The sequence below is a fragment of the Saccharopolyspora sp. ASAGF58 genome, assembly GCF_012277335.1.
Taxonomy (GTDB): domain Bacteria; phylum Actinomycetota; class Actinomycetes; order Mycobacteriales; family Pseudonocardiaceae; genus Saccharopolyspora; species Saccharopolyspora hattusasensis.
Genome location: NZ_CP040605.1, coordinates 3,956,647 through 3,980,259, shown reverse-complemented (window position 1 = coordinate 3,980,259; position 23,613 = coordinate 3,956,647). Strand labels below are relative to the sequence as shown.

The 23,613-nt window shown below is 68.7% G+C and carries 26 protein-coding genes and 1 pseudogene; 10 read left to right on the top strand and 17 right to left on the bottom strand.

The genetic code is table 11. The features are described from left to right. The first annotated feature begins 4 nt into the window (after nucleotides 1–4). Nucleotides 5–1,273: a threonine synthase gene (thrC, locus tag FDZ84_RS19005; protein ID WP_168587013.1), complete on the top strand. Its 1,269-nt coding sequence runs from the start codon at nucleotides 5–7 to the stop codon at nucleotides 1,271–1,273. Between the two features lie 103 nt (nucleotides 1,274–1,376). On the opposite strand, the gene FDZ84_RS19000 is transcribed toward thrC, so the two are convergent. After that, entirely contained in the window at nucleotides 1,377–1,559 is a 183-nt protein-coding gene (locus tag FDZ84_RS19000; RefSeq protein WP_210435620.1) for a hypothetical protein, read from the bottom strand. A 209-nt stretch (nucleotides 1,560–1,768) separates the two neighbouring features. Here FDZ84_RS19000 and FDZ84_RS18995 point away from each other — a divergent pair, with 209 nt between their 5' ends. Beyond that, entirely contained in the window at nucleotides 1,769–2,068 is a 300-nt protein-coding gene (locus tag FDZ84_RS18995) for a hypothetical protein (RefSeq protein ID WP_168587012.1), read from the top strand. Nucleotides 2,069–2,445: 377 nt separating this feature from the next. Here FDZ84_RS18995 and FDZ84_RS18990 read toward each other — a convergent pair whose 3' ends face one another. From FDZ84_RS18990 to FDZ84_RS18980, 3 genes are all read right to left on the bottom strand, one after another. Further along, a complete protein-coding gene (locus tag FDZ84_RS18990; protein WP_168584596.1) occupies nucleotides 2,446–3,663 on the bottom strand; it encodes an RNA-guided endonuclease TnpB family protein in 1,218 nt (405 codons plus the stop codon). Between the two features lie 4 nt (nucleotides 3,664–3,667). Beyond that, nucleotides 3,668–4,066 carry an IS200/IS605 family transposase gene (gene tnpA / locus FDZ84_RS18985; protein ID WP_168587011.1) on the bottom strand — a complete coding sequence of 133 codons (399 nt, stop codon included), beginning with the start codon at nucleotides 4,064–4,066 and terminating at the stop codon, nucleotides 3,668–3,670. A 147-nt stretch (nucleotides 4,067–4,213) separates the two neighbouring features. Then, nucleotides 4,214–4,549, bottom strand: a complete 336-nt coding sequence (locus FDZ84_RS18980) for a hypothetical protein (protein ID WP_168587010.1) — start codon at nucleotides 4,547–4,549, stop codon at nucleotides 4,214–4,216. A gap of 599 nt (nucleotides 4,550–5,148) precedes the next feature. On the opposite strand from FDZ84_RS18980, the gene FDZ84_RS18975 reads away from it, so the two are divergent. The 3 genes from FDZ84_RS18975 (at nucleotide 5,149) to FDZ84_RS18965 (ending at nucleotide 6,653) form a co-directional block, all read left to right on the top strand. Next, nucleotides 5,149–5,892 carry a GntR family transcriptional regulator gene (locus FDZ84_RS18975; protein ID WP_168587009.1) on the top strand — a complete coding sequence of 248 codons (744 nt, stop codon included), beginning with the start codon at nucleotides 5,149–5,151 and terminating at the stop codon, nucleotides 5,890–5,892. An 88-nt stretch (nucleotides 5,893–5,980) separates the two neighbouring features. Continuing rightward, the gene (locus FDZ84_RS18970) at nucleotides 5,981–6,370 is read left to right on the top strand and encodes a hypothetical protein (RefSeq protein WP_168587008.1); all 390 of its coding nucleotides are present in this window, start codon (nucleotides 5,981–5,983) and stop codon (nucleotides 6,368–6,370) included. A gap of 70 nt (nucleotides 6,371–6,440) precedes the next feature. Beyond that, on the top strand, nucleotides 6,441–6,653 hold the full coding sequence (locus FDZ84_RS18965; protein ID WP_210435619.1) for a DUF397 domain-containing protein: 213 nt from the start codon (nucleotides 6,441–6,443) through the stop codon (nucleotides 6,651–6,653). A 63-nt stretch (nucleotides 6,654–6,716) separates the two neighbouring features. Here FDZ84_RS18965 and FDZ84_RS18960 read toward each other — a convergent pair whose 3' ends face one another. From FDZ84_RS18960 to FDZ84_RS18915, 10 genes are all read right to left on the bottom strand, one after another. Continuing rightward, complete coding sequence (locus FDZ84_RS18960) at nucleotides 6,717–6,932, bottom strand: Imm1 family immunity protein (RefSeq protein ID WP_246869095.1); 216 nt, start codon at nucleotides 6,930–6,932, stop codon at nucleotides 6,717–6,719. 241 nt (nucleotides 6,933–7,173) lie between these two features. Further along, nucleotides 7,174–9,525 carry a ComEC/Rec2 family competence protein gene (locus tag FDZ84_RS18955; RefSeq protein WP_210435618.1) on the bottom strand — a complete coding sequence of 784 codons (2,352 nt, stop codon included), beginning with the start codon at nucleotides 9,523–9,525 and terminating at the stop codon, nucleotides 7,174–7,176. Next, nucleotides 9,522–10,307: a ComEA family DNA-binding protein gene (locus tag FDZ84_RS18950; protein WP_210435617.1), complete on the bottom strand. Its 786-nt coding sequence runs from the start codon at nucleotides 10,305–10,307 to the stop codon at nucleotides 9,522–9,524. The genes FDZ84_RS18955 and FDZ84_RS18950 overlap by 4 nt, the downstream gene beginning before the upstream one ends. A gap of 123 nt (nucleotides 10,308–10,430) precedes the next feature. After that, nucleotides 10,431–11,291 carry a DegV family protein gene (locus FDZ84_RS18945; RefSeq protein ID WP_168587007.1) on the bottom strand — a complete coding sequence of 287 codons (861 nt, stop codon included), beginning with the start codon at nucleotides 11,289–11,291 and terminating at the stop codon, nucleotides 10,431–10,433. Nucleotides 11,292–11,325: 34 nt separating this feature from the next. Then, nucleotides 11,326–11,946 (bottom strand): histidine phosphatase family protein, encoded by a 621-nt coding sequence (locus tag FDZ84_RS18940; RefSeq protein ID WP_168587006.1) that lies wholly within the window; start codon nucleotides 11,944–11,946, stop codon nucleotides 11,326–11,328. After that, the gene (gene rsfS, locus FDZ84_RS18935) at nucleotides 11,943–12,341 is read right to left on the bottom strand and encodes a ribosome silencing factor (protein ID WP_168587005.1); all 399 of its coding nucleotides are present in this window, start codon (nucleotides 12,339–12,341) and stop codon (nucleotides 11,943–11,945) included. Before rsfS ends, FDZ84_RS18940 begins: the two co-directional genes overlap by 4 nt. Before the next feature lie 342 nt (nucleotides 12,342–12,683). Next, nucleotides 12,684–13,304, bottom strand: coding sequence for a nicotinate-nucleotide adenylyltransferase (nadD, locus tag FDZ84_RS18930; protein WP_168587004.1), 621 nt, complete (start codon nucleotides 13,302–13,304; stop codon nucleotides 12,684–12,686). 335 nt (nucleotides 13,305–13,639) lie between these two features. Then, nucleotides 13,640–13,861 (bottom strand): ferredoxin, encoded by a 222-nt coding sequence (locus FDZ84_RS18925; RefSeq protein WP_168587003.1) that lies wholly within the window; start codon nucleotides 13,859–13,861, stop codon nucleotides 13,640–13,642. A gap of 52 nt (nucleotides 13,862–13,913) precedes the next feature. Then, the gene (locus FDZ84_RS37840) at nucleotides 13,914–14,177 is read right to left on the bottom strand and encodes a transposase (RefSeq protein ID WP_256413761.1); all 264 of its coding nucleotides are present in this window, start codon (nucleotides 14,175–14,177) and stop codon (nucleotides 13,914–13,916) included. A gap of 72 nt (nucleotides 14,178–14,249) precedes the next feature. Beyond that, entirely contained in the window at nucleotides 14,250–15,569 is a 1,320-nt protein-coding gene (locus tag FDZ84_RS18915; protein WP_168587002.1) for a glutamate-5-semialdehyde dehydrogenase, read from the bottom strand. Between the two features lie 120 nt (nucleotides 15,570–15,689). On the opposite strand from FDZ84_RS18915, the gene FDZ84_RS18910 reads away from it, so the two are divergent. Beyond that, nucleotides 15,690–17,810 carry a RecQ family ATP-dependent DNA helicase gene (locus FDZ84_RS18910; RefSeq protein ID WP_168587001.1) on the top strand — a complete coding sequence of 707 codons (2,121 nt, stop codon included), beginning with the start codon at nucleotides 15,690–15,692 and terminating at the stop codon, nucleotides 17,808–17,810. Beyond that, on the top strand, nucleotides 17,807–18,253 hold the full coding sequence (locus FDZ84_RS18905; protein WP_210435615.1) for a helix-turn-helix domain-containing protein: 447 nt from the start codon (nucleotides 17,807–17,809) through the stop codon (nucleotides 18,251–18,253). Before FDZ84_RS18910 ends, FDZ84_RS18905 begins: the two co-directional genes overlap by 4 nt. 205 nt (nucleotides 18,254–18,458) lie before the next feature. Here FDZ84_RS18905 and FDZ84_RS18900 read toward each other — a convergent pair whose 3' ends face one another. Beyond that, entirely contained in the window at nucleotides 18,459–18,956 is a 498-nt protein-coding gene (locus FDZ84_RS18900; protein WP_168587000.1) for a Scr1 family TA system antitoxin-like transcriptional regulator, read from the bottom strand. Between the two features lie 225 nt (nucleotides 18,957–19,181). On the opposite strand from FDZ84_RS18900, the gene FDZ84_RS18895 reads away from it, so the two are divergent. The 3 genes and pseudogenes from FDZ84_RS18895 to FDZ84_RS40700 all read left to right on the top strand — a co-directional run. Then, nucleotides 19,182–19,421: a zinc finger protein gene (locus FDZ84_RS18895; protein ID WP_168586999.1), complete on the top strand. Its 240-nt coding sequence runs from the start codon at nucleotides 19,182–19,184 to the stop codon at nucleotides 19,419–19,421. Nucleotides 19,422–19,541: 120 nt separating this feature from the next. After that, the gene (locus FDZ84_RS18890; RefSeq protein ID WP_168586998.1) at nucleotides 19,542–20,816 is read left to right on the top strand and encodes an MFS transporter; all 1,275 of its coding nucleotides are present in this window, start codon (nucleotides 19,542–19,544) and stop codon (nucleotides 20,814–20,816) included. A 12-nt stretch (nucleotides 20,817–20,828) separates the two neighbouring features. Continuing rightward, nucleotides 20,829–20,912: pseudogene (locus FDZ84_RS40700) on the top strand (pentapeptide repeat-containing protein); the annotation flags it as partial. 49 nt (nucleotides 20,913–20,961) lie between these two features. On the opposite strand, the gene proB reads toward FDZ84_RS40700, so the two are convergent. Next, nucleotides 20,962–22,083 carry a glutamate 5-kinase gene (proB, locus tag FDZ84_RS18885; RefSeq protein WP_168586997.1) on the bottom strand — a complete coding sequence of 374 codons (1,122 nt, stop codon included), beginning with the start codon at nucleotides 22,081–22,083 and terminating at the stop codon, nucleotides 20,962–20,964. Further along, complete coding sequence (gene obgE, locus FDZ84_RS18880) at nucleotides 22,080–23,570, bottom strand: GTPase ObgE (protein WP_168590174.1); 1,491 nt, start codon at nucleotides 23,568–23,570, stop codon at nucleotides 22,080–22,082. The genes proB and obgE overlap by 4 nt, the downstream gene beginning before the upstream one ends. Nucleotides 23,571–23,613: the final 43 nt, after the last annotated feature.

The window sequence follows — 23,613 nt, the reverse complement described above, 5'->3', positions numbered from 1 at the left end:
CGCGATGACTGCTGCTGCCCATGCCCAGACGACCCCGAAGAAGACCTTCGACCTGGGCAATGCCGTCGAACTGGTATCCAAGGAAGAGGGCCACCGGCAGCCGTTGGCCCCGGAGTTCGTCTCGCTGGAGGACTTCTCCCCGCTAGAGGTCGCCTACGACTTCGGCAAGATCCGCCGCGAGGACATCGAATCCGGCCCGCGCTCCATCTGGCGCTACAAGCAGCTCCTCCCGGTTCCCACCAACGTCGAAGAGCACCCGAACACCGAGCCGGGCTGTACCCGGCTGGTCCGGGCCGACAAGCTCGCGAAGGCGTTGGGCGTCAAGCGGATCTGGATCAAGGACGACACCGGCAACCCCACCCACTCCTTCAAGGACCGCGTCGTCGCGGTGGCGCTGGCCGCCGCCCGCGAGTTCGGCTTCAAGGTGTTGGCCTGCCCCTCCACTGGCAACCTCGCCAACGCGGTGGCCGCCGCCGCGGCCCGCGCCGGCTGGGACTCGGTGGTGCTGGTGCCCAAGACCCTGGAGCGCGCCAAGATCCTGATGAGCGCGGTCTACGACGGGTCGCTGCTGGCCGTCGACGGCAACTACGACGACGTCAACCGGCTGGCCACCGAGCTCGCTGCGGAGCACGAGGACTGGGCGTTCGTCAACGTCAACGTGCGCCCCTACTACTCCGAGGGGTCGAAGACGCTGGCCTTCGAGGTCGCCGAGCAGCTCGGCTGGCGCATCCCCGAGCAGATCGTTGTGCCGATCGCCTCCGGCTCGCAGCTGACCAAGGTCTACAAGGGGTTCAACGAGCTCGGCCAGGTCGGCCTGGTGGAGCCGAGCCCGGTGCGGATCTTCGGTGCGCAGGCAACCGGCTGCTCCCCGGTGTCGACGGCGTACAAGAACGACCACGACGTGGTCCAGCCAGTACGACCGGACACCATCGTCCGTTCGCTGGCCATCGGCGCCCCCGCCGACGGCCCGTACGTGCTGGACATCGTGCGCAAGACCGGCGGCGCCATCGAGGACGTCAGCGACGACGAGGTCCGCGAGGGCATCCGGTTGCTGGCACGCACCGAAGGCATCTTCGCCGAGACGGCCGGCGGGGTCACCGTGGCCACGGCGAAGAAGCTCATCGAGGCGGGCAAGATCGACCCGGACGCCGAGACCGTGCTGCTGATCACCGGTGACGGGCTGAAGACCCTGGACGCGGTGCAGGACCAGATCGGCCCGAAGGCCACCGTCGCCCCGAGCACCGACGCGGTCAACCAGGCACTGGGGCTCTGAACCCGACCCGACTCGAGACGCGCGGCGTCACCGCACGACGGTGGCGCCGCGCCTTCGTCTACAAAGGACTTCCTCGAAGGCTCCCGGCACAGCCGCTGCCGTCCTACGACTCGCCCGCGCGCAAAGGGCCTCCCCTGGCGACATAGCGGGGCCCCTGCGGGCCGGGCAGGATGGCGATGTCTCCTTCCTGGTCGGTGCGCAGCACTTTCGTGCCCGCGCGGGTTAAGTCGTCGACGACGAACGGGCTCGGGTGACCGTAGGTGTTGCCGTCTCCCACACTGATCACAGCTAGTCGCGGACACACCGATCGCAGGAAAAGCGGTGTGGTGTAACGGGATCCATGGTGCGGCACCTTGAGCACGTCGGTGCCGGATGGACAGTCGAACGCCGCGCCGGGAACCTCCGCCGCCCGGTCCGCGACCAGGATGATCCACTCCAGCTCCGGCGCCGCCAGCGTCGTACTGTGATTCAGGCCAGATCAACGGCAAGGATATAATGATGCGGCCACTACCGTCCCCGCTCGAATTCGGCACGTGGGACACCCTGCCCGAGGACCCTCCCGAGCATCTGCTCGACCTGTCCGACGAGGACGTCAAGGACACGATCCGACGCCGCGACAACCTCAAACAAGAGTGGGCCGCGTACCTGCACTATCCACACGGATTCTGGCCAGACGCCTCGATCAAGCTGGACACCGCGGGGCATGGCGAGGCGTGGCGCAACTGGCTGCTCCGTCGCGCCTGGGACTCGGGAGCAACCCTGAACGCGCATCTGCGCCGCCAGGCCGGTATCTAATAGTCACCTGGGTCCACCGCCGACTGGCAACCGTCGCACAAATCTCCGTCGCGGTCGGCTGCCCCACCGCGCATTTTGCACGCCGCCATGTGATCACCTCCGGCAAGCAGTCTCCGCAAATGATCCTCGGCTCGCGCCTGCCGACAGAGTGAAAGGCCCCGGCGCGGTGGGGCCGGTTGCGGCGCGATGCCGCGCGTCGACCCCTTACGGCCGTCAAGCTGGGCCGTTCCGCGCCGGGGATCCGGGGTGGATGGTCAGCCGACGTCGGGGGGCCTGCGTCGCCTGACCACCCGAGTACCTGGCCGGCCTGTGAGCGAAGGCGCAGGTACGTTGGTTGCGGTGGGAGCACCGGCCGTATGTTGACGTCCTTCCCACGGCTAAAGCCGGGGGATTCCAACCAGCGCTAACGCCGGTTGCGGTTCCTGCTTCACGGACCGCCTAACGGCGAGGTCTCCACAGGCTGTCACCGCCCGTCCGGCGGCGAGAATGTTCTTCGCCGCGTTCACGTCAGCGTGCGCCGTGTGGCCGCACTGGGTACACCGAAAAACCGCTTGGCTCTCACGGCTTTCCGGGTCCACAGCACGACACACCGCGCACGTCTGCGACGTGTACGCAGCAGGCACCTTCACGATCTCGCTGCCGGTATAGCGGGCAGCGTTACGCAGGGCCAGTTCAAACTTGTGCCAGCCTTTGTCGAGGATGGCGCGGTTCAGGCCGGACTTTTGGGCGACGTTCCGGCCGGGTTCTCCGGCGGTTCCGCTCGCCGACCGGGTCATGTTCCGGGTACGGAGGTCTTCCAGCACGACCAGCGCGTTGCGGTCGGTGAGCTCGGCCGCGACCTGCGAGCAGAAGTCCGCTCGCCGGTCGCGTTCGCGCCGCTTCAACCGGCGCATCTTGCCGAGCGTCTTCTTACGGTTTGCGCTGCCCCGCTTCTGCCGGGAAAGCTTCTGCCGCAACCCGCGGTAACGCTCATCCGCGCCAGGCGAGACGAAATCGCGGTCAATGAGCTTGCCGTCACTGGTAGCTACCGCTGCCGCGACTCCACGATCGACACCGACGCCGCTGTGGGGTGCGGCGTGCCGTTCTGGGGTGATGGCGCCGTCGTCGACGAGGAACGACACGAACCAGTCCCGGCCGTCGCGGGACACTGTCGCGGACCGCACGGCACCGCCGAGCTGGCGGGTCATGCGGAACTGCACCCACCCCAGCTTCGGGAGCTTCGCCCGTCCCCACCGCTTGTTCAGCCGCTCGACCTCGATGAGCTTGCCCATCGGGAACCGCAACGACGGGTTCCAACGCTGCTTGCCGCGCCACTTAACCCGGAACGTGCCGTGGTCGCGGCACGCCCGGTCCAGGTCCTTCAACGCCTGCTGGAGGATGTGCGACGGCACGGTCTGCAACCAGTCGTGCTCGGTTTTCGCGTCGGCGAGCTGTCCGGCTTGCTCGTTGTAGTTCATCCACGCCCCCCGCCGCCGGTACTCGCGGCGTTGTTCCAGGGCGGTGTTCCACACTGCCCGGCAGATATTGCCGAACTCCTCGCACTGGGCGGCCTGCGCGGTGCTGAGCTTCAAGCGGTAGCGACGTCCCGTCAGCATCGGCTCACCGGGCCTTCTGCTGTTCGACGTAGCGCTTGATGACCGACAGCGGTGCGCCGCCGACCGTCGCGACGAAGTAGCTGTTGGTCCACAGCGTCGGAAGCTTCGACCGCAACCACGGGAACTCTTCCCGCAACACCCGCGACGAACGTCCCTTAATCGCCTTGACCAGCTTGTGCACCCCGTACTGCGGGTCGACTTCGACGACAAGGTGAACGTGGTCCGGCATCGTTTCCAGCTCCACCAGCCACGCCCCCTTCTCCTCGACGACTTCCCGGATGAGCTGCTTCAAGCGTTCCTCCATCCGGCCACCGATGACCCGGCGCCGGTATTTCGGGCACCACACGACGCGGAACGCGCACTGAAAGGTGATGTTCGCGTTCGATCGCAGCGTGACGACCATACCCAGAACTATACAGCACCGAACTATCTAACGTTGGCAGGGTTACCGCTGGGCACGTCAGGATCGGACTTGACGTGCTAACCCCACAGATAAATCCGGGGGTCTGCGCACTACGTCTACCTGATCAGCTGCGGTGTTCCCACCGGGCTACAGGGTCTGCAACGCGAACAGAAGTCGCCGCAGCATTCCGGGGTGTCGCGCCATCGCTTCCCGGTCATCGACCGGCAAACCTGACTTGACGAGCGGCAGCAGCCGGGTCTCGACCACTGCTAGGTCCTCGGCCAGGTCCCCGCGGATCGTGACTTCGCGGAGCCGATGCCGGCCGGTACCGCGCGCCTCGGCCTCCACCCGTGCGAGCAGGTAGGCGACCGTCAACGCGCCCTCCCCACCACCGGCGTGGCTCGCCGGGGCGTAGTAGAACGTCGCCCAGAGCGCGATGCTCGCCACAGCAGCGAGACCAATCGCACATCCCCAAATGATCATCGAGTTGCCTCATTCCCGATGGCGAACTTGGTCAGCGACGAAAGCTCGGGCGAAGATTGGACCGTCCCCGCGCCCGAGTAGACGCGAGACGCGGGGACGGCTGCCCGGTCCGGTGGGCGCGGCCCGTGATCCGCTCCGTTGCGGTCTCGGTACCACCGGCCGGGCGGTCTTAGAAGTCCCAAGTGCGGGACACGAGGCCCTGATCCAGGACAGCCTTTGCGCACTTCGGGCACTCATCTATGACGTGCGCGCACCGCGGCGTCGCCCCGTACGGCGTTGGCCACGGGATCTTCAGGTCGCATCCACCCAGCGCCGTGATCGTGCTGCCGTGCTGGAGAGCTCCCGGGCGCTGCGTCGTCGCGTGCCGAAATGCTTCTCGCGGCGGGCAAATCCAGTAGGCAATTTCGGGATCTTCGGATGGGGGCGTAGGCGTGTTGCGAACCAAGGCAGGGCCAGCCATAGGAAGCTCCACTCGTCAGTCGTCCTACTCGTCTGAGACGAGTGATACGATAAGCATGTCGATCGAGTTTCGACAAGAGGCCAACAAGTGATTTCATGGAGAGCCAGGCAAGACGACCCAGACGTGTGAGAGGTCCCGGATGAATGCGGCAGCCCGCTACAAGGAGATCGCCGAGATTCTTCGAGGCGAGATCGCTTCGGGTGCCTGGGCGGTCGGAGACAAGCTGCCCGCGGAACCCGAGCTAATCCAGCGGTTCGACGCCTCGCGCACGACGGTCCGCCAAGCACTCGCGGAGCTCCGGGACGCCGGGCTGGTGCGAATGCGGCACGGGGTTGGGGTGTTCGTGGCTTCCCCTCGGGTGGTCAAGAGGCTCGACTCGCGAGAGCGGTTGTCTCGAGCGAGGCGGGAGCGCAACGAAGGCGCGTTCCTGGCAGAGGCGCAGGTTCAGGGCTTTACGCCGTCGTCGAACGTGAAGATCTGGTTCGAGCCCGCGCAGGATTTCGCTGAGCTCTTCGACATCGATGAGACTGCGGAATTGTGTGTCCGAGACCGGGTCATGATCTCGGATGGTCAACCTGTGATGCTCTCTGTCTCCCGGTATCCGCGCGAGATCACCCGCGGAACCGCGATCGAAGAAGCCGATACCGGTACTGGTGGCGTGTTGGCCCGGCTGGAAGAACTCGGGTTCGGGCGGTTCAGGCACGAAGAGATCGTCGGCGCGAAGATGCCAGATGCGAACGAGAAGCAGGCTCTCGGCCTTGGTCGCGGGCCGGTTCTGACGGTTCAGCGGCACACGCACAGCAACGGACGTCTCGTCGAGGTCAACGACATGGTGATGCCTGCGGAAAGCTACGAGCTTCGGTACGCCTGGGACGCAGACTAATCAGCGTGTGCCCTCTGTCACACGATCACTACAGCGCGCTACGCTGCTGGGCGCGGCCCGTGATCACTGACAACGCGGAGGACAAGTCATGGATTTTGACAAGCTTGGCATACCTGCCGGCCGCGATCCGGAGTACCCGAGCCAGATTTGGGCACCTCCGCATCTGTGTTTGCATCCGTACGAGCACGTCAACCTGCAAGCCGCACACTTCCCAGCTGCGATCGAGCAAGCCGTCTTCCGGCTCGACTGCTTCGCCTGCGGTGCGTTTTGGGACCAAACCAACGCACCAGGATGGGCCTACGACTACATGGCGCGCATGATCGACGACAGGAAGTTTCACGTCGTGCATCGCGACAAGATGAGCATCGTCGGTGATGTTAAGTGGGAGCAGACGAAGTACGGCAAGATCTTCGACAAGATCGCGGGGGATTCGAACCCGATCTTGAGCAGCACTATCCAGCTGCGACGACCCGATTAGCCTATCGATCTCCGAGGCGTGCTCAGCTAGCGTGTTGTCTGCGGCTCGTGGTCCGGAAACGGAGCACGGAATGAAGATGATCATCGACGGCGCTGCGCTGGAGTTCGTCAAGGCCAGCAAGAGCCACCTCGAAGGTAACCAGTGCCTGCACGTCGCTGCCGACGGTGACAACGTTCACCTGGTGGAGAGCGACAACAAGGCCGTGATCCTGTCGACTACGCGGGTCAAGTTCGCGGCCTTCCTCGACGGCGCGAAGAAGGGCGAGTTCGACTTCGCCGGCTGACCCCAGAAACACGAAAAGCCCCTACCCGAGGATGGCGTACGGGGCGCGTTCGGCGTTTTCGGGTCAGTACCACTCGCCGGGCTGCCACTGCACGCACATCGGCCGCGCCCCGGTACGGCAGTATTCGGCGATGGCCTCGCGCACCCTCCCCAGTGGGAGTGACGCCGAGGCCGGGAACCACAGGTCACCCTCGGGGTCGAACAGTAGTGCCGGGGTGTCCTCGGTAACGTCTGGGTTGAGCGAGTCGACCAAAGCGCCGTCCGGAGCTCCGGCCCGCACTGCCGACCCGAGGATTCTCAGGTGGGGGCTGCTTAGCAACTATGAGATAAGACCCTGGACGCGGTGCAGGACCAGATCGGCCCGAAGGCCACGGTCGCCCCGAGCACCGACGCGGTCAACCAGGCGCTGGGGCTCTGAACCCGGCCCGATTCGAGACGCGCGGCGTCGCCGCACGACGGTGGCGCCGCGCCTTCGTCTACAAAGGACTTCCTCGAAGGCTCCCGGCACAGCCGCTGCCGTCCTACGACTCGCCCGCGCGCAAAGGGCCTCCCCTGGCGACATAGCGGGGCCCCTGCGGGCCGGGCAGGATGGCGATGTCTCCTTCCTGGTCGGTGCGCAGCACTTTCGTGCCCGCGCGGGTTAAGTCGTCGACGACGAACGGGCTCGGGTGACCGTAGGTGTTGCCGTCTCCCACACTGATCACAGCTAGTCGCGGACACACCGATCGCAGAAAAAGCGGTGTGGTGTAACGGGATCCATGGTGCGGCACCTTGAGCACGTCGGCTCGCAGATCCACACCGGACGACATGAGCCGCCCTTGACCGGGCAATTCGACGTCACCGGTGAGCAAGACCCGCCCGGCCGGAGTGGTCGCGAGCAGCACGATCGACGCGTCGTTGGCGTCCTCCGCCGTCTGCGCACGGGCCAGCACCGGATCTGGGCCGAGCACGTCGAGGACCAGTCCCGGCCAGACCACCCGCTGCCCGGACAGCAGCGGCACGACAGGAACCCGGTGTGCGCGGGCATCTCTGGTCACCTCGTCCATCGCCCACGCCGGTTCTCGCAGCGGGCCGATTGCGACCGCGCCAACCGGGACCTTGCCCATCAGCGCGGCGAGTCCGCTGACGTGGTCGGCATGCAGGTGGGTGAGCACCGCCAGCGCTACCCGGCGAATGCCCAGCCGCTGCAGGCATTCCGCGGCCCGCTGCGGATCCGGTCCGGTGTCGACCACCACGGCCTCGTCCGGGCCACCGGTGGCCAGCACCAGCCCGTCTCCCTGACCGACGTCGCAGGCCACCATGCTCCAACCCGGCACCGGCCAGCCCGGCAACATCGTGCGCACCGGCACCAGCACCAGCGCCGCGAGCAGCACCATGACCGCAACCGCCCAGCGAATCCGCTTGCCGCGCAGAGCGACCAGCCCGACCACCACGAGCGCCGCCAGCAACAACCCGCCGACGGTGCCGGATGGCCAGTCGAACGCCGCGCCGGGAACCGCCGCCGCCCGGTCCGCGACCAGGATGATCCACTCCAGCTCCGGCGCCGCCAGCCAGCCGAGCACACCGGCCAGCCAGGTCGAAACCGGCGCGGCCACGGTGGCCAGCACGCCGAACACCGTCGCCGGCGCGACAACAGGCCCGGCCAGCATGTTCGCCGGTACCGCCACCAGGCTGACCTCGCCGGAAATGGCCGCGATCAGCGGAGCCGTGACGACGTGCGCCGCCAGCGGAACGGCGATCGCTTCCGCTAATCCAATGGGCACTCCTCTCCTCCGCAATGCCGACGACCACACCGGTGCCAACACCACCAGTCCGGCGGTGGCCGCCACCGACAGCGCGAATCCCGCGTTCATCGCCAGGTCGGGCAGGAGCAGCAGCAAACCGATCACGCTCGCGGACAGCACCGGCAACGCCGACCGCTGCCTGCCAAGCACCAACGCCAGCAGCGTGATCGCACCCATCACCGCCGCGCGCAGCACGCTCGGTTCCTGCCCCGCCAGGACGACGAAACCGACGAGCGCCGCGCCCGCGCCGCCGGCCGACACGACCGGCCCCGCGCCGACCAGGTGCAGTAGCACGAGCACCGCGCCGCACACGATCGCGAGGTTGGCCCCCGAAACCGCCGTCAGGTGAGACAGACCGGCCGTCTCGAAGTTCTGCTCCACCTCCGGTGGCAGTCTCCCGGTGTCGCCGACCACCAACCCCGGCAGCAGTCCCGCCGCGGCCGGGCTGAGCACGTCGGCCGACACCCGCCGCAGGCCCTCCCGCAGGTCTTCCGCGACGCGCTGCCAGCCCGGAGCCGCCCCGACATCGGCCGGTTGGCCGAACACCTGGAGCGCGGCGACCGTGAGCTCGCCCGCACGCGGCGGTGAGAGCTTTCCCGTCGCGGTCACCTGTTGCCCGGCAATGAGGTCCCGCCATCCTGCAGTCGGCACCAGCAGCATCATCGCTCCGCCCGCCCGCACTCGACGCCCGGCGAGCTCACCGGACTGCAGCTCCGCGCGAACCAACGACCTGTCCGCCGCTCGTCGGGCACCGAACGCCGCGCCGCGCAACGGCCTTGGCGCGCTGGTCAACACGACCCGCAGTGTTGCCCGCTCGCCGTGCTCGGTTGCCAGTCGCACCGGGTGGTGCTCGACGCCGTAGGCGCGCACCGCAATTCCGGTCGCGGCAACGCCCGCCAGCAGCAGGACCGCGAGGGTGCCCCTGGCAGCCGGCCTGGTCGGCGCCGCCCTCCACACCAGTGGCGCGGCCAACGAGCAGAGCAACGCCAAGACCGCGGCCGGAAACCAGCCCACCAGCAATCCGGTCAACGTCACGGCCCAGACCGCGAGTGCGGTCGGCACCAGGCGCAGGTCGAGTCTTGCGATCACACCCGCACCACTTCCCGCAGCCGGGCGAACCGGGATTCGCCGATGCCGCCGACTTCACGCAGCTGCTCCACCGAGTCGAACCGGCCGTGTTCCGCCCGCCACTGCACGATCCGCTTGGCGGTGACCTCGCCGATGCCGGGTAGTTCATCGAGTTGATCCTCCGTTGCGGTGTTCAGGTCGACCTTGCCGTCGCCTCCGGGCTGGCCGGACGACGCCTGCGGCGGCGGCGGCACGGCGACGTAGAGCTGTTCGCCGTCGACCACCCGGCGGGCCAGGTTGAGACCTGTTAGATCGGTGTCGGGTAGCGGGCCACCGGCCGCCGCGACGGCGTCGGCCACCCGAGCGCCCGGCGACACGGTGACCAGCCCCGGGCGAGTCACCCGGCCGACGACGCTGACGACGAGTTCCGGTGGCGCCGCGGTCGTGACCGGTGGCGGTGGCGGCAAGATGGGCGGCGGCACGGATTCGGCGGCGGGCTGGTTCGCCCATGCCCCGACCACCACACCCACCAGGACCACCAACGCCACTAGGGCGAGCGCGAGCACACCGATCCGACCGGGGTCCGCTCTGGACCTCAGCAGGGATTCGGGAAGCCATCTCTCCGCCAGTCGCCGCCAAGGCGAACCGGATCCGGTATCCGGCGGCGTCACCGAGTAGTTCGGGCCGGCGCGCTCCGCCGGCTCGTCGAAGGACGCATGTCGCCGCAGGGTTTGCAGCCTGCTCCTCGGGTCGAGCTCCTCGGATTCGCCTGTACTGGAATGAAAACTCCGCGTCACAAACATGAGATCGACGGTAGGGGAGACGAAACACGTTGCGCAGCTTTATTTTTCTCCGCCCAGAGCACAGTGGAGGAGATCGCCCCCAGATTCAGCTCGAAGGTGTGGAATCCGCCCACCGAAAGGTTTTCAAGCTCCTGAACGCCACCCGTTCGGGAGCACCACGACACCCACCGCTCCGGGCCCGATGTGCGCACCGATGACCGCGCCGACCTCCGAAACGACGCAGTCGGCGGACTCCCCGAGTTCGGCCCGGATCCGTCCGGCGAGCCGCTCGGCTCGCTCCGGCGCGGCCAGGTGGTGCACCGCGATCGCGGCGGCGCCGGAACCCGCTGCCCCCAACGAAATGTCCAACAACCGAGCCATGGCCCGAGTGGTCGTGCGCACCTTCTCCAACGCGTCGATGCGCCCGTCATGAACGTGCAGCAGCGGCTTTATCGCCAACGCCGTCCCCAAGACCGCGGCGGCGGTTCCGATCCGGCCACCACGCCGCAGGTATTCCAAGGTCTGCACGGAGAACAAAGTCGTCGTGCGCTCGGCCGTCGAAACCGCGGCGCGCTCCACCTCGGCCAACTCTGCTCCCGACTTCGCCGCCTCGGCCGCCGCGAGCACCGAAAAACCCAGCCCCATGGCCGCAGATCGGGAATCCACGACCCGGACCCGCTCCGGATCCACCTCGCGCGCAGCCAGCCGCGCCGCATCCCAGGTGCCTGACAGCTGCCGGGACAGGTGGACCCCGACCACGCCGTCCGCGCCGCAGTCCAGCGCGTCCTGATACGCCTGCGCTAATTCCTGCGGCGTCGCGCCCGCGGTGGTGACCCGGTGCTTGCGGTCGAAGGCACGCGCGAGATCACCAGGACCGAAAACGGGTTCGTCGACCGCGGCGGCGCCATCAACGCTGACGTGCAACGGAACGGTCCGCACCGCGTACCGCTCGGCGTATCCCGCCGGCAGGTACGCCGTCGAGTCGGTGACGACTGCAATTGGCACGCCGCAACCCTACGATGTCGCGGTCGGAATGCGATCAGCCCTCGACCGGTACCCCGGCGTTATAAGCCATCAACCGCCAGCGGTGATCGCTGTTGCTCCGCCGCTTCAGCACAACCCAGTGGCAGTTGCTGATGCCGCCCAGCCCCGGCCACAGGTCCAGCGGCAGACCGACCAGCTTCGCCGTCAGCGCGGTGATCAACCCCCCGTGCGCGCACAGCAACGCGGTGGCGTGGTGCTGGGATTCGAGCTCCTCGACGACCTCCAGCGCGCGCTCGGCGACCTCGACGCGGGACTCGCCGCCCGGCGGCGCCCACGTCGGATCCGCCCGCCACGTGCCCATGGCTCCTGGCCAGCCGTGCTCGACCTCCGCGCCGCTGAGCCCCTGCCACTCCCCCAGGTGCGTCTCGCGCAACCGCTTGTCCAACCGCACCGAAGCCCCGCTGACCTCGGCGAACGCCGCTGCGGTGGTGCGCGCACGGTTCAGGTCGGAGCTGATGGCGGTGTCCGGGGCGAACCGGGCGATCGCCGGCGCCGTGCGCCGCGCCTGCTCCTGGCCGGTCTCGGTGAGCGCGCTGTCGAGGTGTCCTTGGAGACGGCCGGCGGCGTTGTAGTCGGTCTCGCCGTGCCGCCAGAGGATTAACCGGTCCAAGCTCACGATTCGGCGTCCGGCGAGTCGGCCTCGGCGGGCGCGTTCTGGTCCTCGAACTCGATCCGCGGGCAGTCCTTCCACAGCCGTTCCAGCTGGTAGAACGCGCGCTCCTCGGAGTGCTGGACGTGCACCACCACGTCGACGAAGTCGAGCAGGACCCACCGGCCCTCGCGCGCACCCTCCCGGCGCACCGGCTTGGTCCCGGCGGCGCGCAGCTTCTCCTCGACCGCATCGACGATCGCCTCGACCTGCCGTTCGTTGGGCGCCGAAGCGATCAGGAAGCAGTCTGTGATGACCAGCTGCTCGGAGACATCCAGCAGGACCACATCGGTGGCCTTCTTGTCCGCCGCGGCCTGCGCCGCGATCAGAGCCAGCCGGCGGGCGTTCTCGGTGGCTGCCACGTCACTCCTCTCGGGTGGGTCCGGTGTGCCCCACGCCGGGTAGAGGATAGCCAGCCCGCCTCGCACCAGGCCGAACCCGCCTCCACGTCCCTGGAGCCGCAGCCGCCCCAGGTGTCCTCGGGTTCGCCTGTGGTGTTCCCGCATGGGTGCCGCGCGGAGACCGAATCGCCCCTGGCCTTGCCCCCACCACGGTCCTTCACCCAGCGGTGGAACACGCAGGTCGCGCGACAGGGTGAGAGGAGCACCGGCCCATCCCGGCGGCGTTCGACGCCGTCTTGACCACGCCCACGGTCACCGGCGGCCTAACGATCTGCTTCCGACCGCGACGAGGTGCGGGGCGCGTCAGGAACCGGACGGGCCCCACTCCGCGCCGGATTCCTCCCGGTAAAGGCCTCGCTTCGTGATGTACTGCACGATTCCGTCCGGGACCAGGTACCAGACCGGCAGGCCCGCCCGGACCCTGTCCCGGCAGCCGGTGGAGGAGATCGCCATCGCCGGGATCTCCACCAGCGACACCGCCCCGGCGGGCAGGTGGGCCCCGTTGAGCGAGTAGCCGGGCCGCGTCACGCCGATAAAGTGCGCCAGGTCGAACAGCTCGTCGACCCGGTGCCAGGACAGGATCTGCTCCAGCGCGTCGGCCCCGGTGATGAAGTAGAGCTCCGCGTCCGGGTACTGCTGGTGCAGGTCGGTGAGGGTGTCGGCGGTGTAGGTCGGACCGCTGCGGTCGATATCGACGCGGCTGACCAGGAACCGCGGGTTGGACGCCGTGGCGATCACCGTCATCAGGTAGCGGTCCTCGGCGGGGCTGACCACCTCGTGACTCTTCTGCCACGGCTGGCCGGTGGGCACGAAGACGACCTGTTCCAGGCCGAACTGGGCCTGCACCTCGCTGGCTGCCACCAGGTGCCCGTGATGAATGGGATCGAAGGTGCCACCCATGACCCCGATCCTGCGACGAGACATAGCTGACAAGCCTAGAAAGCCGACGGCCCGCGTCGATCGGCGGGGCGTGCGTCGCGCGTCACGGCGGCCGTGGCGCCCGGCCCGGCCCACACTCCCCCCTATGAGCTGGGCCCCAGGCCACTATGAACTGGCCCCAGGCCGCTATGAACTGGCCCCAGGCCGCGCCGACCGTGGAACCCGGCCCACGCTCCCCCCTGAGCCGGGCCCCACGGCCCTGCGCAACCCTCGGCGGCTGGGGGCCTACCTCAGGTCGCGGGCGCTGCCATTTCTCAGGCGCGCACCGGTGTGACGCGCGCACCCGGGAAACCATGACGCGACTTCGAAAGTGGGCTGCATCACTCTGCTGGGGCGATCGCCGCGCCGGTTTCGGTGTCCTTGACCAGGATCGCCTCCACCGGGCACGACTCCGCCGCGTCGACCACCTCGTCGGCCGGCTCCACCGTCGCCTTCTTGGCGCAGGAGTAGCCGTCCACCAGCTCGAAGTGGTCCGGCGCTACACCGGCGCACATGCCGGAACCGATGCAGGTGTCCGCGTCGATCTCGATCGACCAGCTCATTCGCCACCTCTTCCAGTTATGCGCGAGTTGACGTCCTCCGGACGGCTGATAACTAAAGCCGCCGGATTCCAACCAGCAACACTAGTTGGCGGTCCCCCATCACTGAGGTTCCTGGTCCCTGCTTCGCGGACCCGCCCAACGGCTGGAGGTCTCCACAGGCTGTCACCGCTTGAAGCACGTCGGCTTCTTTCCGTCCAGCGGTGAGAATGTTGCGGGCCGCGTTCACGTCCGCGTGCTCGGAATGTCCGCAGGTGGTGCACCGGTGCATCGGCCCCACCGTTTCCCGACCCGTTCGCGGCCCGTGCCGTCGGAACAACGCCGACGCGGCCTGCAACAGCGCTACCTTGTGGTGGCCGAGTCACGCTTGCGGCGCGGCGCCTGGGGCAAGTCAGCTCCCCGGGCAGGAACTGGTGTTCGCCGGGGCGGAACCCGGCCGCACGTGCCCGTCGCCGAAGGCCAGCCACTTCGTTGAGGTCAGCTCCGGCAGCCCCATCGGGCCGCGGGCGTGCAGCTTCTGGGTGGAGATGCCGATCTCCGCGCCCATCCCGAACTCGGCGCCGTCGGTGAACGCGGTGGAGGCGTTGACCATCACCGCAGCCGCGTCCACCTGCACCGTGAACTGCCGGGCTGCGCGGACGTCGCTGGTCACGATGGCTTCGGTGTGCCCGGAGCCGTGGGATCGGATGTGCTCGACCGCGTCGGGCAGCGAATCCACTACCGCTGCCGCGATGTCCAGCGACAAGAACTCGGTGTCCCAGTCCTCATCGGTCGCGGGAACCACGTTGGAGCCCCCGACCTCGACGACTCGCTCATCGCCGTGCACGGTCACGCCCGCGCCGTGCAGCTCGGCGAGCGCGCGGGGCAGGAACTCCGCCGCGATGTCCTTGTGCACCAACACCGTTTCCGCCGCGTTGCACACGCTGGGGCGCCGGGCCTTGGAGTTGAGCAGGATACGCAGCGCGGTGTCGACGTCAGCGCTCGCGTCGACGTACACGTGGCAGTTGCCGACGCCGGTCTCGATGGCCGGCACCGTGGCGTTCTCCACGACTGCCGAGATCAGCCCCGCGCCGCCGCGCGGGATCACCACGTCGACCAACCCGCGCGCGGTGATCAAGTGCTGCACGGACGCCCGGTCGTGGCACGGCAGGAGCTGCACGGCGTCGGCCGGCAGGCCCTGCTCGCGGACCACGTCGGCGAGGATCGCCACAAGCGCGGTGTTGGAGTGCTCCGCCGAGGACGAACCCCGCAGCAGCACAGCGTTGCCGGCCTTCAGCGTCAGCCCCGCCGCATCCACCGTGACGTTGGGGCGCCCCTCGTAGACGATCCCGACCACGCCGAGCGGTACCCGGACCTGCTGCAACTGCAACCCGTTGGGCAGCACGCCGCCGCGCACCACCTCACCGACCGGGTCCGGCAGACCGACGACCGTGCGCAACCCGTCGGCCATCGCGGCGATGCGCTCGGTGCTCAGGCTCAGCCGGTCGATCAGGCTTTCCGGCATCCCCGACTCGCGGCCCGCGGCAACATCCCGGTCGTTGGCGGCGAGGATCTCCGGCGCGCGCTGCACCAGCGCGTCGGCCATCGCGTGCAGCAACGCGTCTTTGTCGCCACGGGTGGCCTGCGCCAGCTCCGCCGCCGCCCGCTTGGCCCGCCGTGCCGCGTCGCGGACCTGCTCCCGCAGCTCGTCTCCGGACACCTGGTCTGTCATCGTGGACTCGGTGGTGGTCACCTGCCCAGACTAGTCCGTTCGGCCCGCGCCCCGACATCGGATTTCACGCCCGGTCACCCCGGACGTGGCACGTCGCGGGCATCCGGTAGGAATCGGGTCGTGGACGAAAACGCGCTGCGCGAACTCGCCGACGACCGACTCCGTGCGCTGGCCGGCCCCGACGCCGCGCTGCGCGAGGACCAGTGGAGCGCGATCCGCGCACTGGTGCTGGAGCGTCGTCGAGCGCTCGTGGTGCAGCGCACCGGCTGGGGCAAGTCCGCCGTCTACTTCATCGCCACCGCGCTGCTGCGCGAACTCGGCGAAGGCCCGACCGTGATCGTTTCGCCGCTGCTCGCGCTGATGCGCAACCAGGTCGATGCGGCCGCGGCGGCCGGCGTGCGCGCCGCGACGATCAACTCCGCGAACCCAGACGAGTGGGCCGACATCGAGGAGGAGGTCGCCGCCGGCGAGGTCGACGTGCTGCTGGTCAGCCCGGAACGGCTGAACAACCCCGACTTCCGGGACACGATCCTGCCGGAGCTCACCCAAGCCGCGGGCCTGCTCGTGGTCGATGAGGCGCACTGCATCTCCGACTGGGGCCACGACTTCCGCCCGGACTACCGGCGGCTGCGGACGCTGCTCACCGAGCTGCCCGAGGGCGTCCCGGTGCTCGCGACCACGGCCACCGCGAACGACCGCGTCGTGCAGGACGTCGCCGACCAGCTCGGGGTGGGCGGCGAGTTCACCGATCCGCAGGAAACGCTGGTCCTGCGCGGCAGCCTGGACCGGGAGAGCCTGCGACTGGGCGTGGTCCGGTTGCCCACGGCGCAGGCCCGGCTGGGCTGGCTGGCGAGCCACCTGAAGGAACTGCCCGGCTCGGGGATCATCTACACGCTCACGGTGGCGGCGACCGACGAGATCGCGGCCTACCTGCGCGAGCAGGGCTACGAGGTGGCGTCCTATTCGGGCCGCACCGATCCCGCCGAGCGGCAGCAGGCCGAGGCCGACCTGCTGGCGAACCGGGTCAAGTCGCTGGTGGCGACCTCCGCGCTGGGCATGGGTTTTGACAAGCCCGACCTCGGATTCGTCGTTCACCTCGGCGCGCCGTCCTCGCCGATCGCCTACTACCAGCAGATCGGCCGCGCCGGGCGTGGTGTGCAGCGGGCCGAGGTGCTGCTGCTACCCGGCCCGGAGGACCGCGACATCTGGAGCTACTTCGCGTCGCTGGCCTTCCCGCCGGAACCGACGGTGCGCGCGGTTCTCGATGCGTTGGCGCACCAGGAACGCATGTCGACGGCCGCGCTCGAACCGTATGTCGAGCTCGGGCGCACCCGGTTGGAGATGGTGCTGAAGGTGCTGGACGTCGACGGGGCCGTCCGCCGGGTGAAGGGCGGCTGGGAGGCCACCGGCGCGCCGTGGCACTACGACGCCAAGCGCTACGAGCGCATCGCCGCGGAGCGGAGGTCCGAGCAGCAGGCGATGCTCGACTACCTCGGGACGTCGTCTTGCCGCATGGAATTCCTGCGGCGGCAACTCGACGATCCGGCGGCCGAGCCCTGCGGACGCTGCGACAACTGCACCGGCTCCGGCTATTCCAGCGACGTCGACGACCAGGCCGTGCAGCAGGCGGAGGAGCGACTGCGGCGACCCGGCGTGGAGGTTTCGCCCCGCAAGATGTGGCCGAGTGGCATGGATGCGCTCAGCATCCCGGTCTCCGGCAAGCTGCCCGCCGGCCAGCAGGCCACCACGGGCCGGGCGATCGGGCGGCTCACCGACATCGGCTGGGGCAACCGGCTGCGGGAACTGCTCGCCACCGGCGCGCCCGACCAGGAACTGCCGGACGACCTGTTCCAGGCCGGAATCAAGGTGCTGGCCGCGTGGGACTGGGCGCGGCGGCCGGTGGGCGTGGTCGCGCTCGGTTCGCGGACGCGTCCGCGGCTGGTGCGCAGCCTCGCTGAGCGGATCGCCACGATCGGCCGGTTGCCGCTGCTCGGCGAGGTGCTGACGAACCCGAACACGACGCCCCGGCGCGCCACGAACAGCGCCCAGCGGGTGGCGTCGCTTTGGCAGCAGTTCAAGGTGCCCGAGGACCTCGCCGCCAAGCTGTCCACGCTGGACGGACCGGTGCTGCTGATGGACGACTACGCCGACACCGGCTGGACCATCACGGTCGCCAGCCGCCTGCTCCGCCAAGCGGGCGCCCCGGCAGTCCTGCCGTTCACCCTCGCCACCACTTCGTGACCGGCCTCGAAACCAAGCCACAGCTCAGGACCCGTGACCGGCTCGAGACCCTGATCGCGGTCGGCGTGCTGACCCGGGAGGACTCGGGCGGGCACCCGGAGTACCTGCTCACCGAGGGTGGGCGGGCGCTGTGGCCCACGATCTTCGCCCTGTCCAAATGGGGCGAGCGGTACACGAGCGGACCACACCCTTCCCGGATCTTCAGCCACACGGCATGCGACACCGACATCGACGACTTCGGGCGATGCCGTGCGTGTGGGCAGATCCCGGGCCCGACGACCTCGTCGTCCGCCCTGGTCCCGGCACCAACGCGATGCACCGCAGCGATCGAGTCGCCCGCGCCCTTGAGAACCCCCACCGGATGCCGACCCCGATCAGCACTGCGGTCGCCCCTGCCGCTGAGTAAGCCTGCTGCGCGGGCGCGGCGAATCACCAAGGACTAACCACAGTGGACACAGCCGACTGGACTGTCTTATTCGGTCCACATCGTCGGCTACCGTCCCATCACAGCACGCAGAATTCGTTGCCTTCGGCGGATGCGTGCTGGGCTTGGCCGCTGGGGTTCGGGGTTTCGTTTTTCTCAGGGGTGGCGATGGTTTTCGGTGTGACCGCGGGCGAGCCGGAGTTGGGTGTGGTCTGCCAGTTCCGTCACCTTACGGAGTTGTCCGGCCATGACCGCGCGCCCGCCGATCCGCTCCCGGAGCGCATCAGCGCCAGCTTCTCGACCTCGCCGACCGGCTGGCCACGCATCACGGCGCGCGCGTAGCCAGAAGTCTGCAGCAGCCCCGGAATCAGCCCGGTGGCCACATTCGTTATGCGAGTGGCGGTGCGCTCGAACTCGATCAGCGCGGTCAGCTCCTGCGACACGACGGAGCGGTCCGAGGTGGGGTTCGGCGCATCGGCATCGCGGGCCATCTCGACGAGTCGATCACGTTGGGTAGCCGAAACGCCCAGAGCGGTCATGAAGGCGGCCACCACTTCCAGCGGCGGGACAGACTTCCCCGTTTCGTACCGCATCAGCCTGACTTGATCGGTGTCGGGCTCCGGTGCCAGTGCGCGCAGGCTCTTGCCGACCTCTTCCCTGGCTTCGCGCAGCTCAGCCCCGAGCGCGAGGGCCTTCGGCGTGCCACCAGTGGTACGGGTCATGAAACATTGCGAAACAGAATTCGGGTCATGGTAACTACTACCTGTTCAGGTAATTGGCCATCCGTTTCAGTACCACCAAAATGGTACGCGCGACGACGACCACCCCAGGAGCATCGCACCCCAGTGTCCGATACCGCGCTCCCGTCGGCGTCGTCCCGGAACCGGCTGCCGGACGCTACACGCGGCGGTCGCCTCAAGTCGAGTTGGAACAGACGGTGATCATGCATGCCACACCCGTTTCGCTGGCAACCGGGCAACGGACAGCGACACGCCACGCTGAAACCCCGGCCCCGCGGCGGCTTTCCGGTCAACTCGCAGGTCGAGACGTTGTGCGGCAAGCAGATCACCGTGGACAACTCCGACATCGCGTGGCTGTGGACGACCTGCCCCGAGTGCAACAAGACCGCGCACGAGTTGGCCGGTGCCCCCATCGCTCCCTGTAGTCCAGGTCCTCCCACTAGGTGAATTCGGACCTTCCGCACGGGCAACGCAGACCGTACTGTGTCGTCACCCGTACGAGGCCCGGAGGACAACAGCACACCTCCGGCGCGCACGGGCGTCCTGCCACGACACTGGAAGGATGCGATGACGCAAGCGACGACGGCAGAGGAATCCCGACTACCCCTTCGCACATTGGTCGCCGCCAGCATCGGCAACGCGGTCGAGTGGTACGACTGGACCATCTATACCGCCTTCAGCGTCTACTTCGCCGCTTCGTTCTTCCCCGGCGAACTCGCGCTGATCAACACACTCGCCACGTTCGCGCTGGCGTTCTTCTTCCGCCCGCTTGGCGGCTGGCTGCTCGGCCGGTTCGCCGACCTCCGGGGCCGCAAGACGGCGATGCTGCTGACCATCTCGCTGATGGCAGGCGGCTCGCTGATCATCGGATTGCTGCCGACCTTCCAGACCATCGGCTGGGCTGCGTCGATCCTGCTGATCCTGGCGCGGGTCGGGCAGGGACTCTCGCTGGGCGGCGAGGTGTCCAACGCGTCGGCCTACCTGGCGGAGATCGCGCCACCGGCCAAACGAGGCCGCTACTCGGCCTTCTTCTACATCTCGACCGGTTCCGCGCTGCTGGTCGCCTCGCTGCTCGGCTACGCGCTGACCGGGCTGCTTTCCGAGGACCAGCTCACCGACTACGGCTGGCGGATCCCGTTCCTGATCGGCGGTGTGCTCGGGGTGCTCGGCATCTGGCTGCGCCGCACCCTCGAGGAGACCGAGCAGTTCGAGGACAACCGCGCCAAGGCCAAGGCGCTGAAGAATCCACTGTGGATGACGCTGAAGCACCACCCCAAGGCGGTCGGCCAACTCGTCGGTTTCAGCATGCTGTCCACGTTGTGCTACTACACGTTCTTCAGCGCGCTGACCCCGTTCGCAGTGAAGAACCGCCACGCCGACGCCACCGACGTGTTCCTAGCGCTGTCGATCGCCACCGCGTTGTTCATCGTGCTGCAGTACCCGATGGGCGCGCTGTCGGACCGAATCGGCCGGAAGCCGCAGCTGCTGGTCTGGTCGGCGGCGACCGCGATCCTGATCGTTCCGCTGTCCACATTGGTCGGCCCCGGACTGGGCGGGCTGCTGGTGGTGTTCTGCGTCGGAGTCGCCTTGTACACGGCGATGACCTCGATCGCGCCGGCGATCATGTCCGAGCTGTTCCCCACCGAACTGCGCGGCCTGGGCATCGGCGCCTGGTACAACCTCACCGTCGCGATCTTCGGCGGCACGGCGCCGCTGGTGATCCAGGCGCTCGCCCGCTACGAGCTGTCAACGATGTTCTTCTGGTACATCGCCATCGGCGCGGCGGTCGCGTTCTTCGTGATCCGCACCCTCCCCGAAACCAAAGGAACCGAACTCCGCTGACCCCGACGGCCTGTGAGTGGAGGGCAACTTTGGCTGCAAGGTGCACAGCTGCAAGGTGCACAGCTGAACGGTGCACAGCTGAACGGTGCACAGCTGAATGGTCGCCCAAAGGTGCCCTTCGCCTCGAAAACCCGTTGCGGGCTGCTCAGCGCAGCGGGACGAGGTCGTCGGCGTGGACCACCTCTCGGCGTTGTTCCGCCGGAAGCTCGTGAGTCGAGCGGCCGATCAGGTCCGGGAGCTCCGTCGCGTCGTAGGCGACGACTCCGCGCGCCACCACCTTGCCCGCCGGGTTGACCAGCTCGACCACGTCGCCGCCGTCGAAGGCACCCTCCACCGCCGTGACGCCCGCCGCTAGCAGGGAACGGCGGCGCTTGACCACGGCCGCCACCGCACCGGCGTCCAACCACAGGCGGCCGTTGGCTCCGGCGGCGTGCGCCAGCCAGAAGCGGCGGGCCGACAGCCTGCTGCCGGTCGCCGCGAACGCCGTGCCGACGTCGGCCGGACCGAGCGCGCGGTCGGCCAGCGCTGCCGAGGTCAGCAGCACGGGAATCCCCGAGGAGCAGGCGACCCTCGCCGCCTCCACCTTCGACGCCATGCCGCCGGTGCCCAAGCCGGACGCGCCGGTTCGGCCCGCCCGCACGCCTTCCATGTCCGCGTCGCCGTTGACCTCGCGGATCGCCGAAGCGTCGCCGCGGCGCGGGTCCCCGTCGTACAGAGCGTCCACATCGGACAGCAGGACCAGCGCGTCCGCCCCCACCAGGTGGGACACCAACGCCGCCAGCCGGTCGTTGTCGCCGAAGCGGATCTCGTGCGTGGCGACCGTGTCGTTCTCGTTGACCACCGGCACCGCGCCGAGTCCGAGCAGCCGGTTCAGGGTGCGCTGCGCATTGCGGTAGTGGCCGCGGCGCACCACATCGTCCGCGGTAAGCAGCACCTGCCCGACCGTCAGGTCGTAACGCGTGAAGGACTCCGCGTACGCGTGCGCCAAGGCCTGCTGACCGACGCTCGCCGCGGCCTGCTGGGTCGCGAGATCCTTCGGCCTGCGGCGCAACCCTAGCGGCGCGATGCCCGCCGCGATCGCCCCGGAAGACACCAGCACAACCTGGCCACCAGCGGCGACGCGCCGGGCCACGGTATCGACCAGCGCCCCCAACCGCGCCGCGTCCAGGCCGCCCTTCGTGGTGGTCAGCGACGACGACCCGACCTTCACCACAACGCGCTGCGCCGCCGCGACTGCCTTCCTGGTCGTCGAGAGCTGATCGCTCACCGGCCTTCCTCCTCCTCGACGAACCGGCCGAACTCGTCCAGCGAGCTGCGGCGGGCTTTCTTCGCCGCCTTGCGGTCCGCGGCCGAGATCCGGTCGTCGTGGTCGATGCGCAGGTCGGTGCCGCGGCGGCCGAGCACACCCGCGACCCCGGCCGGCGTGGACGGCTCCCAGTCGAAGGTCATGTTGCCGATGGTCACCTGACTGCCGGGCTTCGCACCGCGCTTGGCCAGGGCTTCCTCCACACCGAGCTTCGCCAGCCGGTCGGCGAGGAAGCCGATCGCCTCGTTGTTGCCGAAGTCGGTCTGCCGCACCCAGCGCTCCGGCTTCTCGCCGCGCACCACGAACGCGTCCTCGAACTCGGGGTCGGGCTCGACGGTGAAGTTGCTGCTGTCCACGGCCGCTGGCCGGACCACCACGCGCGCCGGCTCCGGCGGCGGCAGCTCCGCGCGGTAACGCTCGACCTCGGCGGCCATCGCGAAGCTGAGCTCGCGCAGCCCTTCGCGGGAGGCGGTGGACACCTCGAACACCGGCCAGCCGCGCGTGACGAGGTCCGCCTTGACCAGTTCGGCCAGCTCCTTGGCTTCCGGCACGTCCATCTTGTTGAGCACGACCATGCGCGGGCGAGACGCCAGGTCCTGGCCGCCCTGCTCGGCCTTCAACGCCGGGGTGTACTGCGCCAGCTCGGTCTCCAGCGCGTCCACATCGGACAGCGGGTCGCGACCGGGTTCGAGCGTGGCGCAGTCCACCACGTGCACCAGGACCGCGCAGCGCTCGATGTGGCGCAGGAAGTCCAGGCCCAGCCCGCGGCCTTCGCTGGCACCCGGGATCAGGCCGGGCACGTCTGCCACGGTGAACACCGTCTCGCCCGCGGTGACCACACCGAGGTTGGGCACCAGCGTGGTGAACGGGTAGTCGGCGATCTTCGGCCGCGCCGCGGACAGCACCGAGATCAGCGACGACTTGCCCGCCGACGGGAATCCGACGAGGCCGACGTCGGCGACCGACTTCAGCTCCAGCACCAGCTCGGACTGCTCCCCCGGCTCGCCGAGGAGCGCGAAGCCCGGCGCCTTGCGGGCCTTGGACGCCAGCGCCGCGTTGCCCAGCCCACCGCGACCACCGGCGGAGGCGACGAACGTGGTGCCAGCGCCGACCAGGTCGGCCAGCACCTCACCGTCCGCGGTCAGCACCACTGTGCCGTCCGGGACCGGAAGGACCAGGTCTCCGCCCTGCGCGCCGTTGCGCATGCTGCCCTGGCCCGGCTTGCCGTTGGCCGCACGGGCGTTCGGGCGGTAGTGGAAGTCAAGCAGGGTGTGCACGTTGGGGTCCACGACGAGCTGGACGTCGCCGCCCTTGCCGCCGTTGCCGCCATCTGGACCGCCCAGCGGCTTGAACTTCTCCCGGTGCACCGAGGCGCAGCCATGCCCGCCGTCGCCTGCCGCGACGTGGATGGTCACGCGGTCAACGAACCGCGACACGAATGCCTCCAGGAAAACTCCGGCCGAGCCAGGCCCGGCGAAAACTGTCTTAGTG